Origin of the sequence: Novipirellula caenicola (genome assembly GCF_039545035.1) — a bacterium.
In the GTDB taxonomy this organism is placed as follows: Bacteria; Planctomycetota; Planctomycetia; order Pirellulales; family Pirellulaceae; genus Novipirellula; species Novipirellula caenicola.
The window spans coordinates 721,529-744,015 of record NZ_BAABRO010000001.1 but is presented as its reverse complement, the minus strand read 5'-3'; the positions used below and the strand labels follow the sequence as shown (position 1 = coordinate 744,015).

Genomic DNA, 22,487 nt, shown 5'->3' with positions numbered 1-22,487 from the left:
ACGCCAAACTTGGTAGCGGTGGGCAACCGGGATGCCAGCAAATGCGGCCGCGTCGCGTGAAAAAATGCGAGGTTGGCAGCGGTTGCTTCGCCCGCCGCTGGATCGAAGCCAAATTCTCTCAGCCGAACCGGTTTTGCAAAAATCCCCTCTACCGCCACTCACCTAGGATTTGCTAAACGACACAGCAATCGGCTTCATGCGGTCGACGCATTTTCAATACGTTCGACGCATTGTCCAAGTCGAAAAGGCCGATCGATGGTCATCCCACGCAAATTTCGCTGCCGTTTAGCTTGATTTCACTCATTCCCAGTCGACTGACGCGATACATCCTATTCGAGATCTTGAAGATCTTCGTGGTGTCGCTGATCGCATTGACACTGATGATCTTGATGGTCGGTGTCGGGCGAGAGCTGCTGCGCCGCGGTCTGGGCGTGATGGCGATCGTCCAATTGTTACCGTACATCTTGCCGATCTCGCTGCAGTTCGCCTTCCCGGCCACTGCGCTGTTCTCGGTTTGCTGTGTGTACGGCCGGATGGCGGCCGACGGAGAGGTTTCGACCGTCAAGGCATCCGGGATTTCGCCGCTGAAATTGCTGCAGCCGGCGTTGATCTTTGCTGCATTACTCAGTCCGGTTGCCGTCGGTGTGTCGGACCTTGCGGTTTCATGGGGACGACCGGGGATCAATCGTGTCGTGCTGATGTCGGTCGAAGACATCGCCTATCGAGTGCTTCGCGCCCAACACTCGTACACATCGGATCATGGATTTTCGATCCACGTGCGGGATGTCGAGGGGCAAACCTTGATTCATCCCACCGTTACGGTTCACAACCACAGCAGCGAAGGACCAATGAAGCTGTCTGCTCGCGAAGGGCGATTGCAGCTTGATAGCGAAACGTACAATTTGATTTTGCATGTCACCGACAGCCAAGTCGAATCGGGAAACGGCATCCAAGGCATTGTGCCAGGCCAAACCGAATTCAAGATTCCGTTGGCTGCCGCAATGGTCGACAAAGGGCCCGAGAACCAATCCCCTAGCTGGTTGTCATTGGCGGTGATCCGGAGTGAACGGTTGCAACAGGACGCGCGAACCCATGCCGCCGCAGGCCAATTGGCCGCCCACGTCGGATTTTCGATCCTGACGTCACGTTCCGGAGACATTGCCGGAGGGATGGGCAGGCATATGGAGTCGCAGGTCGAGCACAGTCGTAAACGCTTGACGCGACTGCACGTTGAACCATGGCGTCGATGGGCCGAAGGCTTCACGTGCTTCTTCTTTGTTTTCGTCGGAGCTCCGCTGGCGATGATTGCTCGTACGAGTGACTATTGGACCACGTTCGGGATTTGTTTTTTGCCGATCCTGTTGGTCTATTACCCGCTCTTTATCTTTGGGCTCGAGCAAGCCAAGGACGCCGCGATCCCTCCTTATGGCGTCTGGATCGGTAATGTTGTTCTGGTCGCAATCGGAACCGCGTTGATCGCACGTGTGCGTCGCTATTAGCTTCGCGTTTCGTCATTGCGACGCGTTTCGCCTGGCAAACTCCATGCTTCGCGTCACGTTGTCAGGGAACAACACGCTAGAATCGCTACATTCGCGCCATCGAGAATAGCTTGATCGTGGGGGCGTGGTTCCATGGCGAAATCCACTCTCGATCAAATAAGCGTCAGCTACGTTTGCGTGTGCAGTGCCGGAATGTTCTCCGGGGGGCGACTGAACGTCACGTCGAATACAAGGCAAGGCAGATGATGGGTAAAGAGTTCGTGGATTACTACGAGGTGTTGGAAGTCAGTCCCAACGCAAGCATCGCGACGATCGAACGCGTTTTTCGTTTCTTGGCAAAGCAGTATCATCCCGATCTCGCGGGAAATCGCGATCAATCAGGCGGGGATCGCAAACACTTTTCGAAATTGGTCACGGCGTTCGAGACGCTTCGTGATCCCCAGCAGCGCGCCGCGTATGATCGCGAGTATCAGCAAGTGAACCAGGAACGGGCTGAGTTGGTCGACGCGGCCAATGCAGCAACGGATGATTGCATCGAGCGGTACAAATTGTTATCGCTGCTGTATGCCCAGCGGCGTCGTGATTTCAAGAAACCCGGCATCGGGCTGGGGACACTCGAAACCATGGTCCCGTATTCGGAGCAAACCGTGGCGTTTCACCTGTGGTACTTCCGCGAGAAAGGTTGGATTGGCCGCGAAGAGAGTGGCCAGTTGTCGATCACCGCAGCCGGCGTCGATCAAATCGAAGCGATGAACCAAGAGGCCGTCACGAGCCAGCTTCGCTTGGAACATTCGCCTGAGCGGATCACCGTGATGAAGTCGGCATAGCGAAAACGCAATTCGTCGTTCGAAGCGAACCGAGTCGCTGGTCGCTCCGCCGTGTCACTTGACCGTTTCGGGTTGCCAGATCGCATGGCCCTTGTAAACCTTGCCAATCGGATATTTCTCGCTCGGCGTCACCGCCGTGTTCATGATTTGTTCGATTCGTTGAACCACTTCGGGATGATCCGCCGCAACGTCATGTGCTTCGCCAAGATCATGACGTAAATCATACAACTCGATCGGACCCGCAACGCCTAGCCGAATTTCCGAACGGATCCCCTTCCAATCGTTCCAGCGGACCGCTTGATGATAACGCGTGCGGCAATGGCCAAAGTCCCAGTACAAGTATTCACGATCCGATGCGAGCTTGCCTCCCCGCAGCCCACTGACAATCGAAATCCCGTCTAGGTGATTCGGGGGCGTTGCTCCGGCGAGTTCGGCGAACGTCGGCATCATGTCCTGAAACGCAATCACTTCGTCGCTGGTCCGGTTGGCCGGGATTTGACCTGGCCAACGCGCGATTAGCGGTACGCGAATGCCTCCTTCGGTCAGATCCCGCTTGTAACCACGAAGCGGACCATTGGTGTTGAATTGCTTGGCCACGTTTTTGTGACCGCCGTTGTCGCTGGTAAAGATGATCAGCGTTTGGTCACCCATCCCAAGTTCGTCGATTTGCTTGGTGATGCGTCCGACGTCCTGATCGAGCAGGTGGATCATTGCCGCGTATTTTTTTGCCTTGGCCTCCCAATTTCGCTCGGAATAAGGCTCGGTCGATGGCACGGTCAATCCGTCCTCATCCTCTTTTGGTGACGAAAAATGAGGCAGCGTGTAGGCGGCGTACAAAAAGAAAGGAGACTTGCCGTCACTCGATTCGTCGATGAATCGCAACGCCCGTTCGGTCAATTCCGTGTGACTGTAGGTGTGGTGCGATTTCGAATTGCCGCTCAGCTCGTATCGCTCGTCATCATCGTCGAGATATTCGGGATAGTAATAATGCGCATGATCCTGGTTCAAATAACCAAACCAGGTATCAAAGCCTTGGTTCGTTGCCCGTCCGACGCTGTTGGCATCACCGAGTGACCACTTGCCAACCCCGCCGCAACGATAGCCCACGCCGCTCAACACCTCGGCCAACGTGGTGTCGTCGTCTTGCAAGTAAGTCGAGTAATGCGGCACGTTGTCCCGCGCCACGGTATGCCCATTGTGCAGCCCGGTCATCAATACCGATCGAGACGGCGTGCACACTGGGCCTCCCGCATACGCTTGAGTGAACCGCATGCCTTCGGATGCCAAACGATCGATGTTCGGTGTCTTGATCATTTGCTGGCCGTAGCACCCCAGATCACCGTATCCCAAATCGTCCGCCATGATGAAAACGATATTCGGTCGTACAGGCTCTTCCGCAGCGCTGGCGAAACCGGCGAATGATATTGCCGCTAGAGAACTGTATAGACAAAGTGTAAATCGCTTCTTAAGCCATTGTCGCGTCATGCGGTTGTTCTTGTCTTTTTGAGGGGCTGTGATGGTGAGCAACGAATCGGATGGGAATTCGCAGTGATTGTTTCAAGTTAGCGACGCTTCCGCTGCAACAGATACCGCGCGAACGCGATCAGTCCTGCGAATTTGAATTCAGGATCTACGTAGTGTTCGATCACATAAAAAGCAAAATAGTAAAATCGACAAAATGCCCAGATGGAAATGCCCAGCAGGACGACCACCTGCAGCGAAGGTGTCTTTGCGATCAACATTGCCGATGCGAGTATACCGAGCGCGAGGAACAACATCCCCTTGGCCAAAATAACTTTCGGATTTTTTAGGTCAGCCATCTTTTCCAGCGTTGTTGCCTCAATTTGCAAAAGTTAGGCGGAATCTGCTCCCGGCCAAAGTCTGCGGGCTCTCCGTCACTATTTGCAGACTCGTGCAACATCCTTGTGGGGGGACATGTCATAATCATGGTCGCAGCCCCATTCACGTATGCCCTCCCCACCTCGTTTCGATGAATTCGGAGTTCGTCATGATTTGCAGTCGCTACTTCTTGCCCCTGATCATGGTACTGGGCAGCGGTTTTGTTTCCGGCATCACCCGAGCGGAAGAGGGTTCGGCACTGTCGAGCCAGTATATCCCCGACGACGCGATTGCCGCTGTCTTCATACCGGTCCATCAGATCTTAAGCGATCCCGAGATGGAAATGTTTCCGATCGAAATTGTGCAGGCTCAGTTGAAAGAAAACGTCGGCATCGATCTCGAGTTGCTCAAAGGCCTGTTCACCTACAATGACCAAGAAGTCGTCCGCTTTTAGTCGGGCAGCTATTGATGGGTAGCGAAACTTGCAGAGTGTTTCGGTCTGATGCGACCCACCCCAAAAGTCTTGGCGACATTCGCTACCCCGAAAACGGTCAGCCGGCGAGTCCGGGGGGAAACATTTTTACTGAATTCTTAGGTTGCCGGGAAAGGGGCAACCCTCTTTGCGTGCAGCGTCTACAATAAATGTTCGTGAAGCTTCTCAGGGGTTCAACATGATTCTTATCTGGGCTGACCGCTATGACACGAGCAACTTCGAGTGATCGTCATTCGGATTCGCAAGCTTCTTCGCTCTCGGCGGAGCGAAAGCGATTGGATGAAGATCGCTTGCACAACAGGAATTGGCGATCATGGGGACCCTATGTCAGCGAACGGGCTTGGGGCACCGTTCGCGAGGACTACAGCAGCAACGGCGACGCCTGGGGTTTTCTGACTCATGATCAGGCACGCTCCAAAGCCTATCGCTGGGGTGAAGATGGTTTGGCCGGTATCTGTGACCGCTACCAATTGCTCGTCTTTGCGTTGGCGTTTTGGAACGGACAAGACGAGATCCTCAAAGAACGCTTGTTCGGGGTCGTCCCCCAGCAAAATAATCATGGCGAGGATGTGCGTGAGTACTACTATTACCTCGACGCCTCACCGACCCACTCGTACCTGAAATATTTATATAAATACCCGCAAGCTAAATTCCCCTATCAACAACTGATCGATGAGAGTCAACGTCGTGGGATCGAGCAACCCGAATTTGAATTGCTCGATACCGGTGTCTTTGATGACGATCGCTACTTTGACATTTTCGTTGAGTACGCCAAGGCCGATCCCGAAGACATCTGCGTCCGAATCGAAATCTTCAATCGTGGCAGCGAACCGGCCCGCTTGCACGTGCTGCCGCAGCTTTGGTTCCGCAATACATGGTCTTGGGGCGATGTCCCCGGCCCCACACCTTCGATCGCGTGCTCTCAAGATCCCAACGGGCAAGCCTGCTTGGTTGCTGACGACTCGACTGCCAAACCGATTTCTAATTTGCTGACCGATTATGCACTTGGTAAACGGTATTTGTATGCCGAATCAGGCGGCAAGCCGTTGTTCACCAACAACGAATCGAACCGCATGCGATTGTATGGATGTCCTGACCACACGGCGTATGTCAAAGACGCCTTTCATCGCGACGTGATCAACGGCGAGTCGTGCGTGAACCCGGACCAAGTCGGCACGAAAGCGTGTGTGCATTACGAAAACGTCACCGTGCCAGCGAACGCGTCGGTGGTGTTGCGGTTGCGACTGACCGATCGTCCAACCCCGGATGCGATCCGCGGTGTTGACGCGGTCGTCGATCAGCGAAAATCGGAAACCGATACATTCTACGACGAACTGCACCCCCCCAAAGCTTCCGAGGATGAACGTCGCGTCCAGCGTCAAGCACTGGCCGGAATGATTTGGTCAAAACAATTCTATTATTTCGACGTCCATAAGTGGCTCGATGGCGATGACTCGCGAGCCAAGCCGCCCGCGTCTCGCCATCACATTCGCAACGAACACTGGAAACATCTCAATTCGATGCGAATCTTGTCGATGCCCGACAAGTGGGAATACCCGTGGTTCGCTGCCTGGGACTTGGCGTTTCAGTGTATCCCGTTGGCACTGGTTGATCCCGAGTTCGCCAAAGAACAATTATGGTTGCTGCTGTTTGAACAATTCCAGCATCCCAATGGCCAGATTCCCGCTTACGAGTGGGAATTCAGCGATCTGAATCCGCCCGTGCATGCTTGGGCGATTTGGCGTGTCTACAACATGGATCGAATTCAAAATGGGCGTGCCGACCGCGAGTTTTTGGAAAAGTGTTTTCACAAACTGCTGCTGAATTTCACTTGGTGGGTCAACAAGGTCGATGCCGAAGGCCACAACGTGTTTGAAGGTGGCTTTCTTGGATTGGACAATATCACCACGTTTGATCGCAGCACTCCGCCAAGCGATGGTTCGTCGCTGAAACAAGCCGATGCAACCGGGTGGATGGGGATGTATTGTCTAAACTTGATGCGAATCGCCTTGGAACTGGCCAAAGAAAATAAGACCTACGTCGGGTTGGCGATCAAGTTTTTCGAGCACTACGTGTACATCGGATCGGCGATGAAAAACATGGGCGGTCGGGATTACGAGTTGTGGAGCGAAGAGGACGGATTCTTCTTTGACGCGTTGTGCTATCCCGATGGCTCGTATCATCGTTTCCGCCTGCATTCGCTGGTCAGTCTGATCCCGCTGTACGCCGTCGAACGGCTCGAAGAGGTTTGGACGTCCGAGTTTCCTGAGTTCAAAGCAAACTTGGATTGGTTCATGCGGAACCGCGGCCACTTGACCGAAGCCTGCTTAACGACCAGCGAGAATGCCAACGGAAAGGTGCACTTGCTTTCACTCGTCGACGCGGACCAACTGCGCCGGATCGTCGAGGTGCTGTGGGATGAATCTGAATTCCTGAGTCCCTATGGGCTGAGAAGTCTGTCGAAATACCACGAGCAGCATCCGTTTACGTTTGGTGATCAAACCGTCAAGTACGATCCTGCGGAATCGACCACTTGGCTCAAAGGAGGCAATTCAAATTGGCGAGGTCCGATCTGGTTTCCGACTAGTTTTTTGATGATCGAATCACTGCGAAAACTTGCGAAGGTTTACGGAGAGAGCATTCGAGTGCCCGCAGAACCGGATGCCGAGCGAGAAACGATGACGTTGTCCGAAGTTGCCGAGGGACACGCCAATCGGCTGATCTCGCTGTTCACTCGCGATTCCGAAGGCCGCCGAGCCATTTATGGACGGCGTGAAAAGATGCAACACGATCCACATTGGCGTGACTGTTTGCTGTTCCACGAGTATTTCAATGCCGAAACAGGCGAAGGCCTCGGGGCGAATCACCAAACCGGCTGGACCGGACTGGTCGCCTCGTTGATCGACGAATGGCGAAGGTAGCCGGTTTCATCGTCGCTTTTCGCTCCGCGAAAATAGCGTCAACGGCGCCGAAAACTACTTCTCAACTCATCAACCATCCCATTGGCTAATAAAGTCGTTCCATCCACTCGGACGCTGCACATGGATATCTTTGAATCGTTTCCCAGCACGAGCACGCTGATTCTGATTGGACTACCGCTGCTCTATTTATTGGGAACACCGCTGCTGATCCTCGCGACCTTTCGCACCGAAGCCTTCCCAACGATTGAACCGGTGCCGGCCGATGATCCGCTACCGGAAGTCGTTCGCCAGCATTTTTTCGAGGTCCATGAATCAATGACGCGATTGGGATTTTCCAACGAGGGAACTTTCTTTTTGCCGCAAGCGGTGACGAACGTTAAAAGTTTGATCGTGGTCTTTCTGAATCGAGCCGAGTCGACGGGGGCGGTGTCCGCGGTCGTTTACTCCGATCAAAATGGCATATGGAATTTGCAAGAACGTTTTACAGAGTTCTGCACACGGTTTGATGACGACAGTGAAATCAACACTGGCAACCAAAAGACACTCGGAGCGTTTCCTATTCCACCGAGCTATTTGTCGACCCAGCATCCTCGGATTCAGAGCGTCGAGGATTTGTTTGCGGCTCATCAGGCACTCAAGCGACATTACGCGCTCCGTCGCCGGCCAGTGAATCGACTCGATACCCTATTCGATGGTGACGTCGCTGCCTTCATCTCAGCCGGGATGACAGCGGAATTTGAACACGCCAAAGCGTGCGGGTATTTGCGATACATTGGTGGCGCTCATGATGGATTCACTGCCGCAATGCAAGATTCGCCTTATCGTCCACCCGCTTCGCTGAATCGACCGCAGTACGGAGCGACCTTCGTCGGCGCTTATTTAATGGCGTGGAAGCAGCTCTGGCCGATGAAGCCATTTTTTGCTTACGCACGCCATCGCCGTGATCGTCGATTGTTAGATGACACAGGCTTCGAGCTGCCCAGCAAAAATTTGGGTTGGTCGTAGCGGAAGTCGCGGGCGGCTTGTTGTTTTAGTCGTACGATGGACTTCCTAGTCCGGCGAATACACCATTGACGGACTAGAAAATCCATCATACACCCCTTGCCGCAGGAAACTTCGTTAAATCAACAAGCCGTCAACGGCTTGCTGTTTTAGTCGTACGATGGACTTCCTAGTCCGTCGAATGCACCATTGACGGACTAGAAAGTCCATCATGCACCCGTTGCCGCAGGAAACTTCATTAAATCAACAAGTCGTCAAGACTTACGTTGCATTGACCGAACGATCCGAAAATCTCACGCGAGTTTTATTGCCGGCAAATACAAAGGCAAACATGGGGGACGAGGGCGGTATACATGATCCACCGCAGCGATGGTGCGATCTTAGATCGGAGCTTGCGCAAACAATTGAGACGCAGCCAAGGCAAGTCCAGCACCGTACAACAATCGAGCCCACATACTTCTCGTCTCCAAAAAGGGGAATCCGTTCAAACCGAAAGGATTCTTCGCAGGCAGGTGAGCCGAGTCAACCAACGAAATCAATCTTTCGAGTTTCACGCGACGCTTGATCCTTGGGCGAAAGTCCCATGAAAACTTAGGCCGGAGGCCGGCACCGTGAATGCCGTTGGCGTGAGCCAACGGTTTGGGAGTCAGCGGGCGCCGCGAGGCCGGAGGCCGGTAGAATGTCCGCAAGTCTGCCGCCCGCTGGGCTTTGTTCGTCCCCATGCCCTAGTTCCGGTGGCTCACGCCACCGGCAGAGATTATGTCGGCCTCCGGCCTAGTTGCCCGCAACAGCATGTCGTCCCATGCGTGAGTTTCGAAGTAGCCATGATTGACCACAGAGCGGCGGCAATAGGTAGAGTGGAGCGAAAGCCCTAGGAAAACCAGGCCGGAGGCCGATACAGTGAATGCCGTTGGCGTGAGCCAACGGTCCAGGAGCCAGCGGGCGCCGCGAGGCCGGAGGCCGATACAATGTCGGCAAGTGTGCCGCCCGCTGGGCTGTGTTCGTGCCCCATGCCCTAGTTCCGGTGGCTCACGCCACCGGCTGAGGGTATGTCGGCCTCCGGCCTTTGATCAATTCAACTGTTTCAGCAGTCGCCGGTGCTAGCTTGTGATACTAGAAAGTCACCTGATTTCGCCGAATGCTACACACGATGGTGGGGCCGCCACTTCAATAGCTTGCAGTTTCAAATTCCAAACGCATTAGTAGGCCGACGTTTCAAAAGTCTCGCTTCCCGCTGACACAAATCAGATGTAGTTGGTGCGAATAGAGTCTGGCAAGGATTTGCCCGCGAATCATGCGAATGAACGCGAATCAGTCACGCGATGATTCTTGACGAACACAAGTCGCAACGCGACAACATGGACCAGAGTCTCGTGGCTATTATGTTAGAAATCTCGCGAGAGCTGATTGTAAATTCACTGCCGAAAAATCAAAGAAAGTAGAGCTTGATGGCCGTATCCTTAAAAGAAACGGTTGAGCAAAGTGACACTCGCCTTGGACGCCTATTCGATTTTTCAATCCAAGCGTTGATTGTACTGTCGCTGGTTACCTTTTCAATTGAAACGCTGCCTCATTTATCTTCTTCGTACAAAAATATCCTGAGTGCATTAGAGTTGTTTTGCGTGGTTGTGTTTACGTTGGAATACATCGCTCGCTTATGGGTGGCCGATAGTAAAATAGCGTTTGCACTTAGCTTCTTTGGTGTGATCGACTTGATCGCAATCCTTCCCTTCTATTTATCATTGGGAGTCGATCTTCGTTCACTCCGTATATTTCGCTTCCTGCGGCTTTTTCGCATACTTAAGCTGGTCAGGTACAATCAAGCAGTTCGTCGTTTTCACCGAGCTTTGCTGATTGCTCGTGAAGAAATTGTTCTGTTTGCTGTAGTTGCGTTGATATTGTTGTATTTAGCAGCGGTCGGAATCTACTATTTCGAGAATGAGGCTCAGCCCGAGGCATTTGCGTCCGTGTTTCACAGTTTGTGGTGGGCCACCGCGACGCTAACAACGGTTGGCTACGGAGACGTTTACCCGGTGACTGTGGGGGGACGGTGCTTTACATTCTTGGTGTTGCTTGTCGGATTAGGGATCGTCTCTGTCCCTGCCGGCTTGGTTGCATCAGCACTTTCGAAAGCACGCGAGATCGAAGATGGTAAAGAGCTTTTTGAAACGGATACAAAAGACTGTCGTTGAAGCCTACGACCCGGGGCGTGATGAAAGGGTGAAAGCACTTGCTGCTGAGCTTTTTCGTGGTTTGAAGACTCAACGCCAGGAGTTCAGTCTCAATGAACTGATTGCGCGATTCGATGTCACCAATTCCGATGTCCGGAATGCTGCGAGGTTAGCTTTTAGGCAATTGTTACGCAACATTTGGAAAGATGGAGTCGTTTCTGAAAAAGAGAAAGAAACGGTGCAGTGGGTCGTAAGGGCGTTGGAACTATCTGACCAAGATGCCGTCGCGATGCAGCGAGAATTTGCAGTGGAACAGTTCCGCACTTCGCTGGCACATGCGATGGATGACGGGATTTTGTCGGATGATGAGTACCGGCATTTGGAGCATATTTCGTCGGTCGTCGGGGCCACGGCGCCCATGATTGCAAAACAGTTTTTTGAGTCAGAGGGAGAAGGGTTTCTACGAGCAATCTTTTTGTCGGCAATTGAGAGTGGCGAGCTCGCACGCGAGGAATGGCAGAGGCTTGTGAAAACCAGTATTCGATTTGGTTTCTCTGAGAGCGAATTAAATCGGCTCATTCAAAGTCCAGCGAAACAGTTTGTCGAACATGTTCTTGCGGATGCGAAGGCTGACTTTGTCCTAACCGATGACGAACGAGAAAAGGTGGAATCCTTGCTGGTTATGTTTAGGCTAGACGACACCTTTTGTGATTATGTTCGTCGTCAGATGAATGAATTTGTAATGTACTGCAGCATCTCACAAGGACGATTGCCCACGCTCGATGTTCCGCAATCTTTTGAAATACGTGCCGGGGAAATTGTTCATGCGTACGCTGACGCGGACTTGATCGTTACAAAAGTTCTCAAATCAGGTCCTGTCCAGGATATCCATCGAGGAGCATTATTGTTGTTAGATAACCGTGTTGTGTTTCAGAGCCCAACCTACGCTCAGTCTATAAACCTCAGAAATGTCATTAGCTTGTGGGGGGATGCCAAGCAGATCAACTTTCAGCAAACTGGCAAGCCTGTTTGGGCATTGCGGATGCATCATCGTGACCCATGGCTCCTTTTGATATTTCGCAAGGCGGTTCAGCTTGCCAACCAGACAGCGACACGTACCAGTGACGTAGCGACATCACGACATATACCACGTCAGGTTCGCCAGCGGGTATGGCAGCGATACGGTGGGCAATGTGCCGATTGTGGCGCTCGAGATTACTTGGAATTCGATCACATTATTCCGGTCGCCAAGGGCGGCAGCAACGTAGATGCAAACATTCAGCTACTGTGTCGAAGATGTAATTTGAAGAAATCGGATCACATTTGATTCCTTTGGAGTATCTCGTGTGTGAGCGATTGTCTTCATCAGATGGAAAATAGGTGGAGGGCAAGTCGGGAACAGTGACCGAATTGAGGCATGGTAGACCCGCTGTTGCCCTGGAAGATTTGCCTTACTTCAACCAAGATTGACGGAACGTTTAGGTAAGCACCACTAGCATGTGTTCACGACAATCCATCCGCTGAGCGTCTCAAGTCACGAGTCTCTGTGTGTTTAGTCGGCGGGCACTCCGCGATAAAGCGGCAAGGGGATCGATGATGATGGCTCGGAGGTGTTTTATGGACGGCATGAATCTGCGATGGCTTTCGAAACTCTGGATTTCTTTTGCAGCAATCCGATCGCAGTCGCAATGAGGCTTGCTCCCCCGACAGTCCAGGCAGGTATCAAGAGAAACCAGGCGGCGGGGGGCATGCCGCTGCCACGCAGGTGAGGGAAAAACAGGCTCACTGTTACACGGCCGATTAAAAGAAAGGCAAAAAACAATCCAAGGCCGCGCTTACCCCAGGTCAGTAGAAATGGCGTAGGGACATTGGCAGATATCTCTGCGTGACGGTCTTCGATCTGCTGACGCCGTTGTCGACGTGCGACGAAGATAGACGGGTCGGTGGCGAATTTTCGAGCATCTACAGGCGGTTCTTCGGAAGCAAACGGGGCGACAAGCCAGTCATCACCAAGTTGATCTTCGGTGATTCGCGAGACAACTTCTTCGGCAGTGTATCTGCCTTCCCATTTCCATTGGTCGGAACGCTTCAGTGAGTAGTGTTGCGGATCCATGCGAACTCAGTCTGCGTAAATGTTTTTTCTTCAGTTAAGTAAAAACGAAATATGATTTGTGCCACCTCTTGGCAATCGCCAGTATAAAACGCTCGTTCCCAGGCTCCAGACTCCTATTTCTCGCTCGGCAGATCGTAGCGGAGGGAACGAGTGGTCATATTCACCAAGAGGTGTCTGATTTAACCGCCTATTTTTACTGTCCGATAGATTGTTTGCCTGTACACAACCATTTTGCGGCTCGACAAATTCCATCGAACGTTGATAGGTTTATTGGCCAATTGTAGAGTCGTCGACATTGCAGATGCAAACAACTGAAACCATCGACCTCCACTAGTCGCAACGTAAGGGCTGTAAGCATCGATTGACCCCGAAAGGCACGAGAACCGACCATAATTACGTGGACTTGAGTGAGACTTGGTGCACATTGATGTCATGGCCCCAATGTGTGAAATTGCCAGTCGTTTCAATGACAACTAATCGCGGTTGCGGCAACAGCATGTCGTCCCATGCGTGAGTTTCGAGGTAGCCATGATTGACCACGGAGTGGCGGCAGTGTGTAGCGTGGTGCGAAAGCACCATGAAAATTAGGCCGGAGTCCGGCACCGTGACTGCCGTTGGCGTGAGCCAACGGTCCAGGAGCCAGCGGGCGCCGCGAGGCCGGAGGCCGACACAATGTCCGCAAGTGTGCCGCCCGCTGGGCTTTGTTCGTCCCCATGCCCTAGTTCCGGTGGCTCACGCCACCGGCAGAGAATATGTCGGCCTCCGGCCTTGGCTGCGCTGCTTTCTGGTATCGTTAGCTGCTCCCATGAACGCGTTTTTAGACAAGAAGGATTCTGCTTTGTTTCGACTGCTTTCATTGGCTTTCATCCTGGTGTTGGCGATGGCTTGTCCATCGCTCCGTTTGCTACTGGCGGATGAGCCTCGCGCGATGTTGACTGAAAATACGGTTTCCGAGGACAGCCCGCGTTTGACGCCGCAAGTTCGCATGTTGCAAAAGGCGGTTCCGGCCGTGACGTCGGTGTTTGCTTTTTTGGGAAAGGACGATACCGGGCGACAACAAGGCCGGACAGGTTCCGCCAGCACGATTGATTCGGCAGGGTATGCGTTGACGGCGTCGCATGTGATCACGGGGGCCACGGCGGGAATCGTTCAAAACCGCGAGGGAAGGCAATTTCGCTACAAGCCGATCGCGGAACTCGAAGCCTATGATCTGGCGATCATCCGTATCCTCGCTGGCGAGCCGCTGCCAATCTTGCCGATCGGCCGCAGCCACGATTTGATGCTCGGCGAACCGATCGTGGCGATCGGGAACCCGCGTGGCGTGGGACTGACGGTCAGCGAAGGCATTCTCAGTGGGCTGGATCGCTATTCCTTTCAAAGCGATGTCTATACGTCCGGCATGGTGCAAACCTCGGCGCCGCTGTTTCAAGGCAACTCGGGTGGTCCCTTGGTGAATGCCGAAGGAGCCCAAATCGGCATGGCACTGCGACTGCATTCGAATTCCGAGTCGCTGGGGCTGGCAATGGGAGCTGACCGAATCCGCGAATTGATCCCACGAGTGCTGGCGATCGAAGCTCGCGAAGGAATCACTGCGGGATGTGATGTTGATCCGCTCGTGGATCCGCCCACTTTGATCTCGATTGACGATTCCGGACCTGCGGCGGATGCGAAGCTGCAACTCGGCGATCAAGTGGTAAGCGTCAATGGCAACGAAACGCAGCATGCCTACCAATGGCCACTGGCATTGGTGGGAAGGAGTGCGGGCGAGACACTGCAGGTCGATGTGGTGCGTGGTGACCAGCGGATGCAGGTGAGTTTGACGTTAGCCGAGGCGGTGCCGGTCGCAGCGGTGGAGGACGAGATTGCCGACGCGACGGAGCCAGGTTTGACCGTTACCACCTATCCGCTGGATCCAAGGAAATTCAACAACACCTTGGAAATGGCTTTTCGTGCTCCCGAGCCGAAATCGAGCGTCGCCATGGGGCTGGATGTCGAAGCGGTCAAACCACGCGACGAATACTTTGCGGTCCGCTTTGATGGTTTTTTGAATGTACCCACGAGCGGTGTCTACACATTCAATCTTGCTTCGGATGACGGCAGCCGGTTGATGATCGGCGGACGCGATCGAATCGTCAACGATGGCGATCATCCGGCACTCGAGGAATCGTGTGTGCTCCGTTTGCAGGCGGGACTCGTGCCGTTTCGGCTTGACTATTTTCAAGGCCGCGGCAGACGAATGTTAAACGTACGCTGGCAATACGGGGATATCCCGATGTCTGAAATTCCTGGCTCAGCGTTTTTTCACGGGAAAGATGCCCCGTAGGTAAAAGACGATCGTTCCCGGTCGTTTTAGAGCACGCACTCGGACGGGATCGGGAATCGCATCAAACGAATCACTGTAGATCAAATAGCTACATCGGTAATTGAATAACCGGGGGCGAAGATCGAATTGTCGCAAACTGCGGCCTTGCGGATCCGTCGCCAATGATTGATTTGAGGGACGAAGGCGGTCGCTTTTCGCATTGAAATGCGGGCTTGGATGGACAGCGGGACTTGTGCGGAAATCCGCCACATGGTCCTGGCTCTTCCCAGCCGTTACGACCGGAACGGTCGCATGGCATCGTTATCGTTTTCGTGGCCGCTAGAGTAACCGTAGCCCGAAAAGTCGCCGATACGCTTATTGTTCCGCAAGATTATCAACCTCTGGTTTGATTCCCGCTGGCTCATGGCGAGCCCCAATGTCTTCGGAATTTTATTTCCCGCCAGACCCATCCGCATAGAGTCGCCCTCGCTAGCGACGCACTCTGTGTACCTCGTTGGCTCTTTGTTTAGAGTCCCGGCCATGTCCCTTGTCGGAGACATTGCGAGGTATGCAGAATTTTATCAGGAGGATTTATCCATGAAAATTTGTTTAACTCAGCGTGTTCGCCGCTTCCTATTGTCTTGTTTCATTGCCGGTATCACGGTCGCTGGCTCCGGTGCGAGCTATGCAGTGGACGTCAACTTTGATCCCAAGACGGATGTCGCACCGCTTGATTCGACGGTAGATGGATTTGATCAGTGGTGCGGATGGGGGACTCACGATTCGGGTCCGCTGGCAATCGCGGCGCTTTCCGCAACTTCGCAAGAAATAAAGGAGATCAAGAAAGGTTCGGTTGTGACCGAAGCTTGTGAAGAATTAGAGGCAGACGAGTTGGACCAGGCGAACGCACCTGAGTCGAGTGCGGTCCTGGATGCCTTGTATGCCGTTGCGGAAAGCGTCAGTCGTCGCAGTCGCGTTTCGATCCAACAGATGATCGAACCGTTTGCGATGGTCGCCCCTTTTGCTCAAAGCTCGCTCGAGGAAATCTCGCGGCTTCAGCAGATGGCGGAAAAGAGTAGCAGCACGCATGACGCCGTGGCGTCTAGCGATGATGAGGCGGAAGCGGAAGAGGTTTCTTATTACGAAGGAATCTTGCCAGCACCGATTGTGGACACCCCCGACAATCTCGGTGCTGGCGATCTTGCAACTGCCGATGAGGAACGCAGCGATTTGGAATCACTCGCTGACGAAGAACCGATCGATGTTTCCGCTCCCGGTCACGAAGCCGAAGACTTGCTCAGCAGTAGCTATGTCATGGCGACCCCCCCTCCCAAGAGCGAAGCATCGATCGGTTCTGCGGTCGAGAAGCCCGCGGCTTCCGAACCCGCCGCCGAAGCCCCAACGGATGACGCGCTAGTTGCTGAAGCTCCCGCCGCGGAAGTGCTCGTCGCCGAAGCTCCCGCCGCCAGCGAACCAATTGCGGCCGACATCACCGCAGTAGAGCCAGCGGAAGTCGACGTGGACGAAATCGCCGACGTGGAGTTGGCTCAAGCGGAGCCGGTCGACGCGGATGAGGCTGAATTGAAAGAGTCCAATGCGGCAGTGGCCGATGCGGCAGTGGCCGAAGCCGAGTTGCTGGCCGAGGCGGAGCCGGCGGACGTCGAGGTGGCCGAAGAGCAAGTCGAAGCGGTAGCGGATGTCAAAGCGGTAGCGGAAGCGGATGAATTTGAGGCTGAGGTCGAGCTAGATGCGATCGCAGCGGACGCAACTTCTGCGGATGCGACGATCGGTTCTTCGGCGATCATTGCCACGATCGAAGAAGCCTACATGCCGTATGATTTGGCGGCCGCCGATATCCAAGTTTGGAACTTCTATCCACTCGTCTACAAACCCTACTGTATCTTAGACCGCAACAATCACGTCGAAAAACCAGAGATGTGGTCGACCGCCGAAGTCGAAGCGGAAGCGGTTGCGGAGTTGGACGCAGTTGCTGAGGTCGAAGCGGTAGCCGACGTCGAAGCGGTAGCCGAAGTTGCATCCGTCGACGAGGCATCCGTCGACGAGGCCGTCGTTGCTGATAAAGTCGCGATGGATGAGGCCGAAACGGCGGACGAAGTGGCTGTCGACGAGGTCGAAGCCGTGGTCGATGTCGAAGCGTTGGTCGAGGCGATTGTCCAGAGCGAGCCAGCTGAGATTGACGACGCGGAACTGGTGGCCGACGACGAACTGGTTGCGGACAGCGAACCGGTTGCCAATGCGGAGCAGGTTGCGGACGCGGAGCAGGTTGCGGACGCCGAAACGGTTGCGGACGTGGATCCGATTCTTGTGCAAGCGTCGGCGGATTGCTTGTTGGACGAGTTGATTTGGAATGTGGACACGGTGACGCCAAGGGTGGCTCGTCATCTTCGCCGCGGTGCCGCTCGACGATTGGGCCGGATGCTCGGTTCGCGGTTCCATCGCGTTGCCACCTCCAGCCACCAAGTGGCTCATCACGCGGTCGAGTTGATTGCTGGTGTCTGGCCTGTGCCCGCGGTCCAGCCGGTCCCCGAGTCGGTTGGCGAAGCGTTGATGGTTCGAGCCGGAGCGGTGGCTGCCGCCGAAGCATCGGTACAGGTCGCCGAAGTGGTGGTGGAAGCCGACTTGTCGGTCCAGAGTGAGCTTCGCTAACAAAAATGCGGTCAACCCAGGCTGCAACCGTCGCGACGACGTGGTGCAGCCTGGGGGCGTTTTTAGGCGGAATTTGCGATCAAACGCTGCCGAGAATGGACCGCCAAAAGGAGTCGGCTCGGAACCGTGAAACTGAAAAAGTTTTCTCGAATCACGAATCGCCGTTGACAGCGGTTTCGGCTAGGTGTTAATCCCACACCCACGGTTGCAGAAAGCAGCCGCGGGGCTAAACGAATATCAAGAAGTTTCATCGTAGTTGGACGTATTGCGGGATTCGTTCAAACGCCATCTTCGGATGGTTTGAGCATCCAAAGCTTGGGGCGACGGTTACTGGGTCAATCGTCTCGCTGAGCCGCTCGGCGATGAAACTTCTGTGTGCATCGGGGTTTTGCTTCGGCGAAACCCCGATGCCACGATACAGGTGTATCTTCTAAGGTTGCGCGTCGGGTTACGATTTTTCGGGAAAAACGACAATAACGCAACTTCAGAAGATCCATCCGAGGTTGTAACACCCGGTCGTCAGCGATTCCTTCGCAGACTTTTTGTTACCGCAACACTGACGGCACGCTGCGTACTCCAACCGCCATCGCCGTGCCGCCACCTTTGGGACCCCAAAACGGCCGGCCCTGATTGCAACCCCATCGTGCGGGGGCCACTACAGTAGCGGCCACCACGGGAAAAAGGATTCCACCGAAAACGGGCCACAAGAAAAATGGCTTGTCATGGGAAGTGTCCGGAGGGGCCGTCCACCTCGATAACGATAGACCTACTCGAACCAAGATCGCGCCGCTAAGATCGTGGGCATGGCACAAGAATCTACAGACGAATCCGACCCGCGAAACGCCGCGGTCGATGGCACCGCGAAGGACGCTGCGAACCTCGATTCGGGGTCGGGCGACGCTGCGGAGGCTTCGGCGAAATTTCGTGGCCAACGATGGGCGATCGGCGTGACGATTCTGGTTGTCGCAATTGCCTATGCCGGATATCGCTGGACCCAATCGAACCCGACCTCGGCCCAGTCCCAGCACGTCGAGCCATCGCCGCAGGAAAAGTTTGACCAGATTCACGAACCGTTGGTCCAAGGCAAGGCGACGGCGCTGGAGATCGACGATTTCGAAATCACCGATTCGATGCTGCTGCAGGTCAAGGATCTTGAAGCGGTTGAAACGCTGATTGTCGATCAAGGACGCGTTACCGACGAAGGCATCGCCCACTTGCCAACGCTACCGAATTTGCAGTTGGTCCGGCTGCGATATTCGCCGATTACCGATGCCGGGATGGCGACGTTGGCCAAGTGCAGTTCGCTATGGTATGTCAACCTGCCTCATGCCGAGTGCACCGCAAAGGGAGTTCAGTTGTTAAAGGCGATCCCCGAACTGCGACAGCTGCGGATTGCCTCGCCGAAGCTTGGCAACGAAGTGACTCGCGAAATCGCGTCAATCCAATCGCTCCGTGGCGTGCATTTAATCGACGTCCCCGTGACCAACGACGGACTGAAATCGCTCGCCTCGCTTCCCTATCTCGAGTCCTTGTATTTGGACAATTCGTTGGTAACCGAATCGGGATGGCGGTGGCTGTACACAAACTACCCTCAGATTCACGTTCACGTGAATCAAGAACACCACGATTACGATCCCAAAGCCCACGTCCACCACGATTAAATCATGACTCAACGGCTCGACGCACTTCGCCAATCGCTCGCTTCGCTGGAAATCGACGCGATGTTGGTGACCGACGAAATCAACGTTCGTTATTTGACCGGGTTTACCGGCGACAGCTCCTATTTGTTGGTCGGGCCGGATCGAGCGACGATGCTCAGCGATGGTCGCTACGAAATCCAATTGGCCAACGAATGTCCGTCGGTTTCGGCTGCGATCCGCCCGCCGAGTCAATTGATGATGGATTTGGTCAAACAAGTGCTAGGCGATTCGGGGTACGAGCGGGTCGGAATCGAGTCGGCCGTGATCTCGCTAAGCGATTATCGCAAAATGAGTGACCAATGTCCCGATGTTTCGTGGATCGAGACCACCGGGGTCGTCGAGCGCCAACGAATGATCAAGGACGAAGACGAGATTGCGACCACTCGGGGGGCCGTTTCGATCGCCCAGCGAAGTTTTCAGTCGCTCGTGCCAATGTTGTCGCCGAAATGGACTGAGCGGGCGATTGCACATGAATTGGAAGCGAAAATGCGATTTTTGGGGGCTGAATCGGCAAGTTTCAAGCCGATTGTCGGGTTTAACGCCGCCGCCGCCTTGCCGCACTATCATCCCGCGGAAATTTTTATGCCGACGAACGGCGTGGTGCTGATCGATTGGGGGGCAAAATACCGGGGATACGCCAGCGATATCACGCGGACCTTGTCCGTTGGCAACGTTTCTAGCGAGTTTGAGCGGGCGTACGAAGTCGTGTTAGAGGCTCAAATGGCGGCGATTGACGCGATCAAACCGGGAGTCGAAGGCAAAGAAATCGATAAAATCGCTCGCGGCGTGATCGGCAAAGCGGGGCTGGGAGACAAGTTTAACCACGGTTTGGGGCACGGAATTGGGCTGCAAATCCACGAATCTCCGCGGATGTCGTCGAATTGTGAAGATGAACTCGCTGCGGGTATGATTGTCACCGTTGAGCCTGGAGTGTATATCGGTAACGAATTTGGCATTCGCATCGAAGATGATGTACTGGTGACGGAAACTGGTTGCGAAGTGCTCACTACCCTACCTAAGGGTCTCGATGATTGTCGGTTGGTGCTGTAAAACTTCCGCATCCCAAAATTTACATGAACGTCAATCTTTCTGACGGTGAGTCAAGTATGAGTAAAGGCGGAAAGCAAAGTTCCGATATTTTCGATATCGATCGGCTTCGCATGATCGTAGAGTTGATGGAAGAACACGAATTGTCGGAGGTCGATCTCCAACAAGGCGATGAGAAGATCAAACTAAATCGTGGCTCAGCCGCTCCGGTGTACATGCCGGCCGCAGCTGCACCGGCACCCGCAGCCGCATCGGCACCCGCGGCTGCCCCTGCCGCCGCGGCGCCTCCGGCAAGCGCGAACACGATCACCATCGACGCTCCGATGATCGGCACGTTTTATTCACGGGCCAATCCCGAATCCGAGCCGTTTGTCAAAGTCGGTCAACGCGTTACCGAAGACACAATCGTGTGTATTGTCGAGGCCATGAAGGTCTTCAACGAAATTCCCGCCGAATGCAGCGGAACCGTTGTCGAGATCCTGGTCAACGACCAACAACCGGTGGACTTCGGCAAGCCGATGTTTCGTATCGATCCGAACGCCTAAAACGTAGACAACTCTGTGATTAAAAAGATCCTGATTGCCAATCGTGGCGAGATTGCTCTGCGCGTGATCCGCGCTTGTCGTGAAATGGGAATCGGTTCGGTGGCGGTGTATAGCCAAGCCGATGCCGATTCGATGCACGTCAAATTGGCGGACGAAGCGTATTGCGTTGGTAAACCGCGTAGCGTTGACAGCTATCTAAAAATCGACCAAATCATCGCGGCCGCCGAAGTGGCCGGCGTGGATGCGATTCATCCCGGTTATGGCTTCTTGGCCGAAAACGCTCACTTCAACGAAGTGTGCCGGTCCAGCGGATTCGAGTTCATCGGTCCAAGCCCGCAAGCGATGGAAAAGTTGGGCGATAAGAATACCGCTCGCGCTATGGCCATCGCCAACAACGTTCCGGTCGTTCCCGGCAGCGATGGGTTGATCAACGACAACGCCGAAGCGATCGAAGTCGCCAAAAAAATTGGCTTCCCCGTTTTGATCAAAGCGACCGCTGGCGGCGGTGGGAAAGGGATGCGGGTTGCCGAGGACGAAAAAACGTTGGCGACCGCGGTTTCGCAAGCTCGTACCGAAGCCGAAGCGGCATTTGGTAACGGCGGCGTTTACCTGGAACGCTACGTCGGTTCGCCTCGTCACGTCGAAGTCCAAGTGATCGCCGATTCGCACGGCAACGTTTGCCATTTGTTCGAACGCGATTGCAGCGTCCAGCGACGGCATCAAAAGTTGATCGAAGAAGCGCCTAGTCCGAGTCTTCCGGAAGAGCGACGAATCGAAATCTGCGAAGCCGCTGTGAGAATGATCCGCGGAGCCGAGTATACCAATGCGGCCACGGTCGAATTCATTGTCGACGCCGACAACAATTTCTACTTCATCGAAGTGAACGCGCGAATTCAAGTCGAACATCCGGTCACCGAAATGATCACCGGAATCGATTTGATCAAAGAACAGATTCGCGTCGCCGCAGGCGAAAAACTTTCGTTCACTCAAGAAGATGTGAAATGCGAAGGTGCCGCGATTGAATGTCGCATCAATGCCGAAGACCCCGAGAAAAATTTCCAGCCCAATCCTGGACGCATCGACAAGATGTTTGTTCCCGGCGGTTTGGGCGTGCGGTTCGATTCGCACGTCTATGCCGGCTACACGGTGCCGCCCTACTACGATTCGATGATCGGAAAATTGATCGTTCATCGGCCCACCCGTGCCGAAGCGATCGCAACGATGCGGCGGGCGCTGCGGGAAATGCAAGTCGAAGGCATCTGCACGACGGCGTCCTTTCACGACAAAGTCTTGCAGCACCTCGAATTCCTCGAAGGTCGCCACGATACCAAGTTTGTTGAACGCGAATTCTTGAAGTAGGT

General features: G+C 54.3%; 16 protein-coding genes. 13 read left to right on the top strand and 3 right to left on the bottom strand.

Going from position 1 to position 22,487, the window contains the following annotated elements; translation table 11 throughout:
* The first annotated feature begins 230 nt into the window (after nucleotides 1-230).
* Both ABEA92_RS02590 and ABEA92_RS02585 read left to right on the top strand, forming a co-directional pair.
* Nucleotides 231-1,499 carry an LptF/LptG family permease gene (locus ABEA92_RS02590; protein WP_345682228.1) on the top strand — a complete coding sequence of 423 codons (1,269 nt, stop codon included), beginning with the start codon at nucleotides 231-233 and terminating at the stop codon, nucleotides 1,497-1,499.
* A 242-nt stretch (nucleotides 1,500-1,741) separates the two neighbouring features.
* Nucleotides 1,742-2,326 (top strand): J domain-containing protein, encoded by a 585-nt coding sequence (locus ABEA92_RS02585; RefSeq protein WP_345682227.1) that lies wholly within the window; start codon nucleotides 1,742-1,744, stop codon nucleotides 2,324-2,326.
* Nucleotides 2,327-2,380: 54 nt separating this feature from the next.
* Here the strand turns inward: ABEA92_RS02585 and ABEA92_RS02580 are convergent, their stop codons facing one another.
* Both ABEA92_RS02580 and ABEA92_RS02575 read right to left on the bottom strand, forming a co-directional pair.
* A complete protein-coding gene (locus ABEA92_RS02580) occupies nucleotides 2,381-3,811 on the bottom strand; it encodes an arylsulfatase (RefSeq protein ID WP_345682226.1) in 1,431 nt (476 codons plus the stop codon).
* Nucleotides 3,812-3,888: 77 nt separating this feature from the next.
* Nucleotides 3,889-4,146 carry a hypothetical protein gene (locus ABEA92_RS02575; protein WP_345682225.1) on the bottom strand — a complete coding sequence of 86 codons (258 nt, stop codon included), beginning with the start codon at nucleotides 4,144-4,146 and terminating at the stop codon, nucleotides 3,889-3,891.
* A 170-nt stretch (nucleotides 4,147-4,316) separates the two neighbouring features.
* Between ABEA92_RS02575 and ABEA92_RS02570 the strand changes: the two genes are divergently transcribed.
* The 5 genes from ABEA92_RS02570 (at nucleotide 4,317) to ABEA92_RS02550 (ending at nucleotide 12,079) form a co-directional block, all read left to right on the top strand.
* Nucleotides 4,317-4,619 carry a hypothetical protein gene (locus tag ABEA92_RS02570; RefSeq protein WP_345682224.1) on the top strand — a complete coding sequence of 101 codons (303 nt, stop codon included), beginning with the start codon at nucleotides 4,317-4,319 and terminating at the stop codon, nucleotides 4,617-4,619.
* A 242-nt stretch (nucleotides 4,620-4,861) separates the two neighbouring features.
* Nucleotides 4,862-7,579, top strand: coding sequence for an MGH1-like glycoside hydrolase domain-containing protein (locus ABEA92_RS02565; protein ID WP_345682223.1), 2,718 nt, complete (start codon nucleotides 4,862-4,864; stop codon nucleotides 7,577-7,579).
* An 81-nt stretch (nucleotides 7,580-7,660) separates the two neighbouring features.
* Nucleotides 7,661-8,584, top strand: coding sequence for a hypothetical protein (locus ABEA92_RS02560; RefSeq protein WP_345682222.1), 924 nt, complete (start codon nucleotides 7,661-7,663; stop codon nucleotides 8,582-8,584).
* A 1,445-nt stretch (nucleotides 8,585-10,029) separates the two neighbouring features.
* A complete protein-coding gene (locus ABEA92_RS02555) occupies nucleotides 10,030-10,773 on the top strand; it encodes an ion transporter (RefSeq protein WP_345682221.1) in 744 nt (247 codons plus the stop codon).
* On the top strand, nucleotides 10,730-12,079 hold the full coding sequence (locus ABEA92_RS02550; RefSeq protein ID WP_345682220.1) for an HNH endonuclease: 1,350 nt from the start codon (nucleotides 10,730-10,732) through the stop codon (nucleotides 12,077-12,079). The genes ABEA92_RS02555 and ABEA92_RS02550 overlap by 44 nt, the downstream gene beginning before the upstream one ends.
* A gap of 288 nt (nucleotides 12,080-12,367) precedes the next feature.
* Here ABEA92_RS02550 and ABEA92_RS02545 read toward each other — a convergent pair whose 3' ends face one another.
* A complete protein-coding gene (locus ABEA92_RS02545; protein ID WP_345682219.1) occupies nucleotides 12,368-12,865 on the bottom strand; it encodes a hypothetical protein in 498 nt (165 codons plus the stop codon).
* Between the two features lie 805 nt (nucleotides 12,866-13,670).
* Between ABEA92_RS02545 and ABEA92_RS02540 the strand changes: the two genes are divergently transcribed.
* The 6 genes from ABEA92_RS02540 to accC all read left to right on the top strand — a co-directional run bounded on the left by ABEA92_RS02540 (nucleotide 13,671) and on the right by accC (nucleotide 22,485).
* On the top strand, nucleotides 13,671-15,188 hold the full coding sequence (locus tag ABEA92_RS02540; protein WP_345682218.1) for a trypsin-like peptidase domain-containing protein: 1,518 nt from the start codon (nucleotides 13,671-13,673) through the stop codon (nucleotides 15,186-15,188).
* 576 nt (nucleotides 15,189-15,764) lie between these two features.
* Nucleotides 15,765-17,834: a hypothetical protein gene (locus ABEA92_RS02535; RefSeq protein WP_345682217.1), complete on the top strand. Its 2,070-nt coding sequence runs from the start codon at nucleotides 15,765-15,767 to the stop codon at nucleotides 17,832-17,834.
* An 803-nt stretch (nucleotides 17,835-18,637) separates the two neighbouring features.
* Nucleotides 18,638-19,495, top strand: a complete 858-nt coding sequence (locus ABEA92_RS02530) for a leucine-rich repeat domain-containing protein (protein ID WP_345682216.1) — start codon at nucleotides 18,638-18,640, stop codon at nucleotides 19,493-19,495.
* 3 nt (nucleotides 19,496-19,498) lie between these two features.
* A complete protein-coding gene (locus tag ABEA92_RS02525; protein ID WP_345682215.1) occupies nucleotides 19,499-20,584 on the top strand; it encodes a M24 family metallopeptidase in 1,086 nt (361 codons plus the stop codon).
* Between the two features lie 56 nt (nucleotides 20,585-20,640).
* Nucleotides 20,641-21,126, top strand: coding sequence for an acetyl-CoA carboxylase biotin carboxyl carrier protein (gene accB, locus ABEA92_RS02520; RefSeq protein ID WP_345682214.1), 486 nt, complete (start codon nucleotides 20,641-20,643; stop codon nucleotides 21,124-21,126).
* A 15-nt stretch (nucleotides 21,127-21,141) separates the two neighbouring features.
* Nucleotides 21,142-22,485, top strand: a complete 1,344-nt coding sequence (gene accC, locus ABEA92_RS02515; protein ID WP_345682213.1) for an acetyl-CoA carboxylase biotin carboxylase subunit — start codon at nucleotides 21,142-21,144, stop codon at nucleotides 22,483-22,485.
* Nucleotides 22,486-22,487 lie beyond the last annotated feature (2 nt).

Bases quoted from the DNA above. Each gene is read 5' to 3' on its own strand.
- ABEA92_RS02530 (WP_345682216.1), top strand. From the start codon at position 18,638: ATGGCACAAGAATCTACAGACGAATCCGACCCGCGAAACGCCGCGGTC.
- ABEA92_RS02565 (WP_345682223.1), top strand. From the start codon at position 4,862: ATGACACGAGCAACTTCGAGTGATCGTCATTCGGATTCGCAAGCTTCT.
- accB (WP_345682214.1), top strand. From the start codon at position 20,641: ATGAGTAAAGGCGGAAAGCAAAGTTCCGATATTTTCGATATCGATCGG.
- ABEA92_RS02535 (WP_345682217.1), top strand. From the start codon at position 15,765: ATGAAAATTTGTTTAACTCAGCGTGTTCGCCGCTTCCTATTGTCTTGT.
- ABEA92_RS02575 (WP_345682225.1), bottom strand. From the start codon at position 4,146: ATGGCTGACCTAAAAAATCCGAAAGTTATTTTGGCCAAGGGGATGTTG.
- ABEA92_RS02525 (WP_345682215.1), top strand. From the start codon at position 19,499: ATGACTCAACGGCTCGACGCACTTCGCCAATCGCTCGCTTCGCTGGAA.
- ABEA92_RS02580 (WP_345682226.1), bottom strand. From the start codon at position 3,811: ATGACGCGACAATGGCTTAAGAAGCGATTTACACTTTGTCTATACAGT.
- ABEA92_RS02570 (WP_345682224.1), top strand. From the start codon at position 4,317: ATGAATTCGGAGTTCGTCATGATTTGCAGTCGCTACTTCTTGCCCCTG.
- ABEA92_RS02550 (WP_345682220.1), top strand. From the start codon at position 10,730: ATGGTAAAGAGCTTTTTGAAACGGATACAAAAGACTGTCGTTGAAGCC.
- ABEA92_RS02540 (WP_345682218.1), top strand. From the start codon at position 13,671: ATGAACGCGTTTTTAGACAAGAAGGATTCTGCTTTGTTTCGACTGCTT.
- ABEA92_RS02555 (WP_345682221.1), top strand. From the start codon at position 10,030: ATGGCCGTATCCTTAAAAGAAACGGTTGAGCAAAGTGACACTCGCCTT.
- ABEA92_RS02585 (WP_345682227.1), top strand. From the start codon at position 1,742: ATGATGGGTAAAGAGTTCGTGGATTACTACGAGGTGTTGGAAGTCAGT.
- ABEA92_RS02545 (WP_345682219.1), bottom strand. From the start codon at position 12,865: ATGGATCCGCAACACTACTCACTGAAGCGTTCCGACCAATGGAAATGG.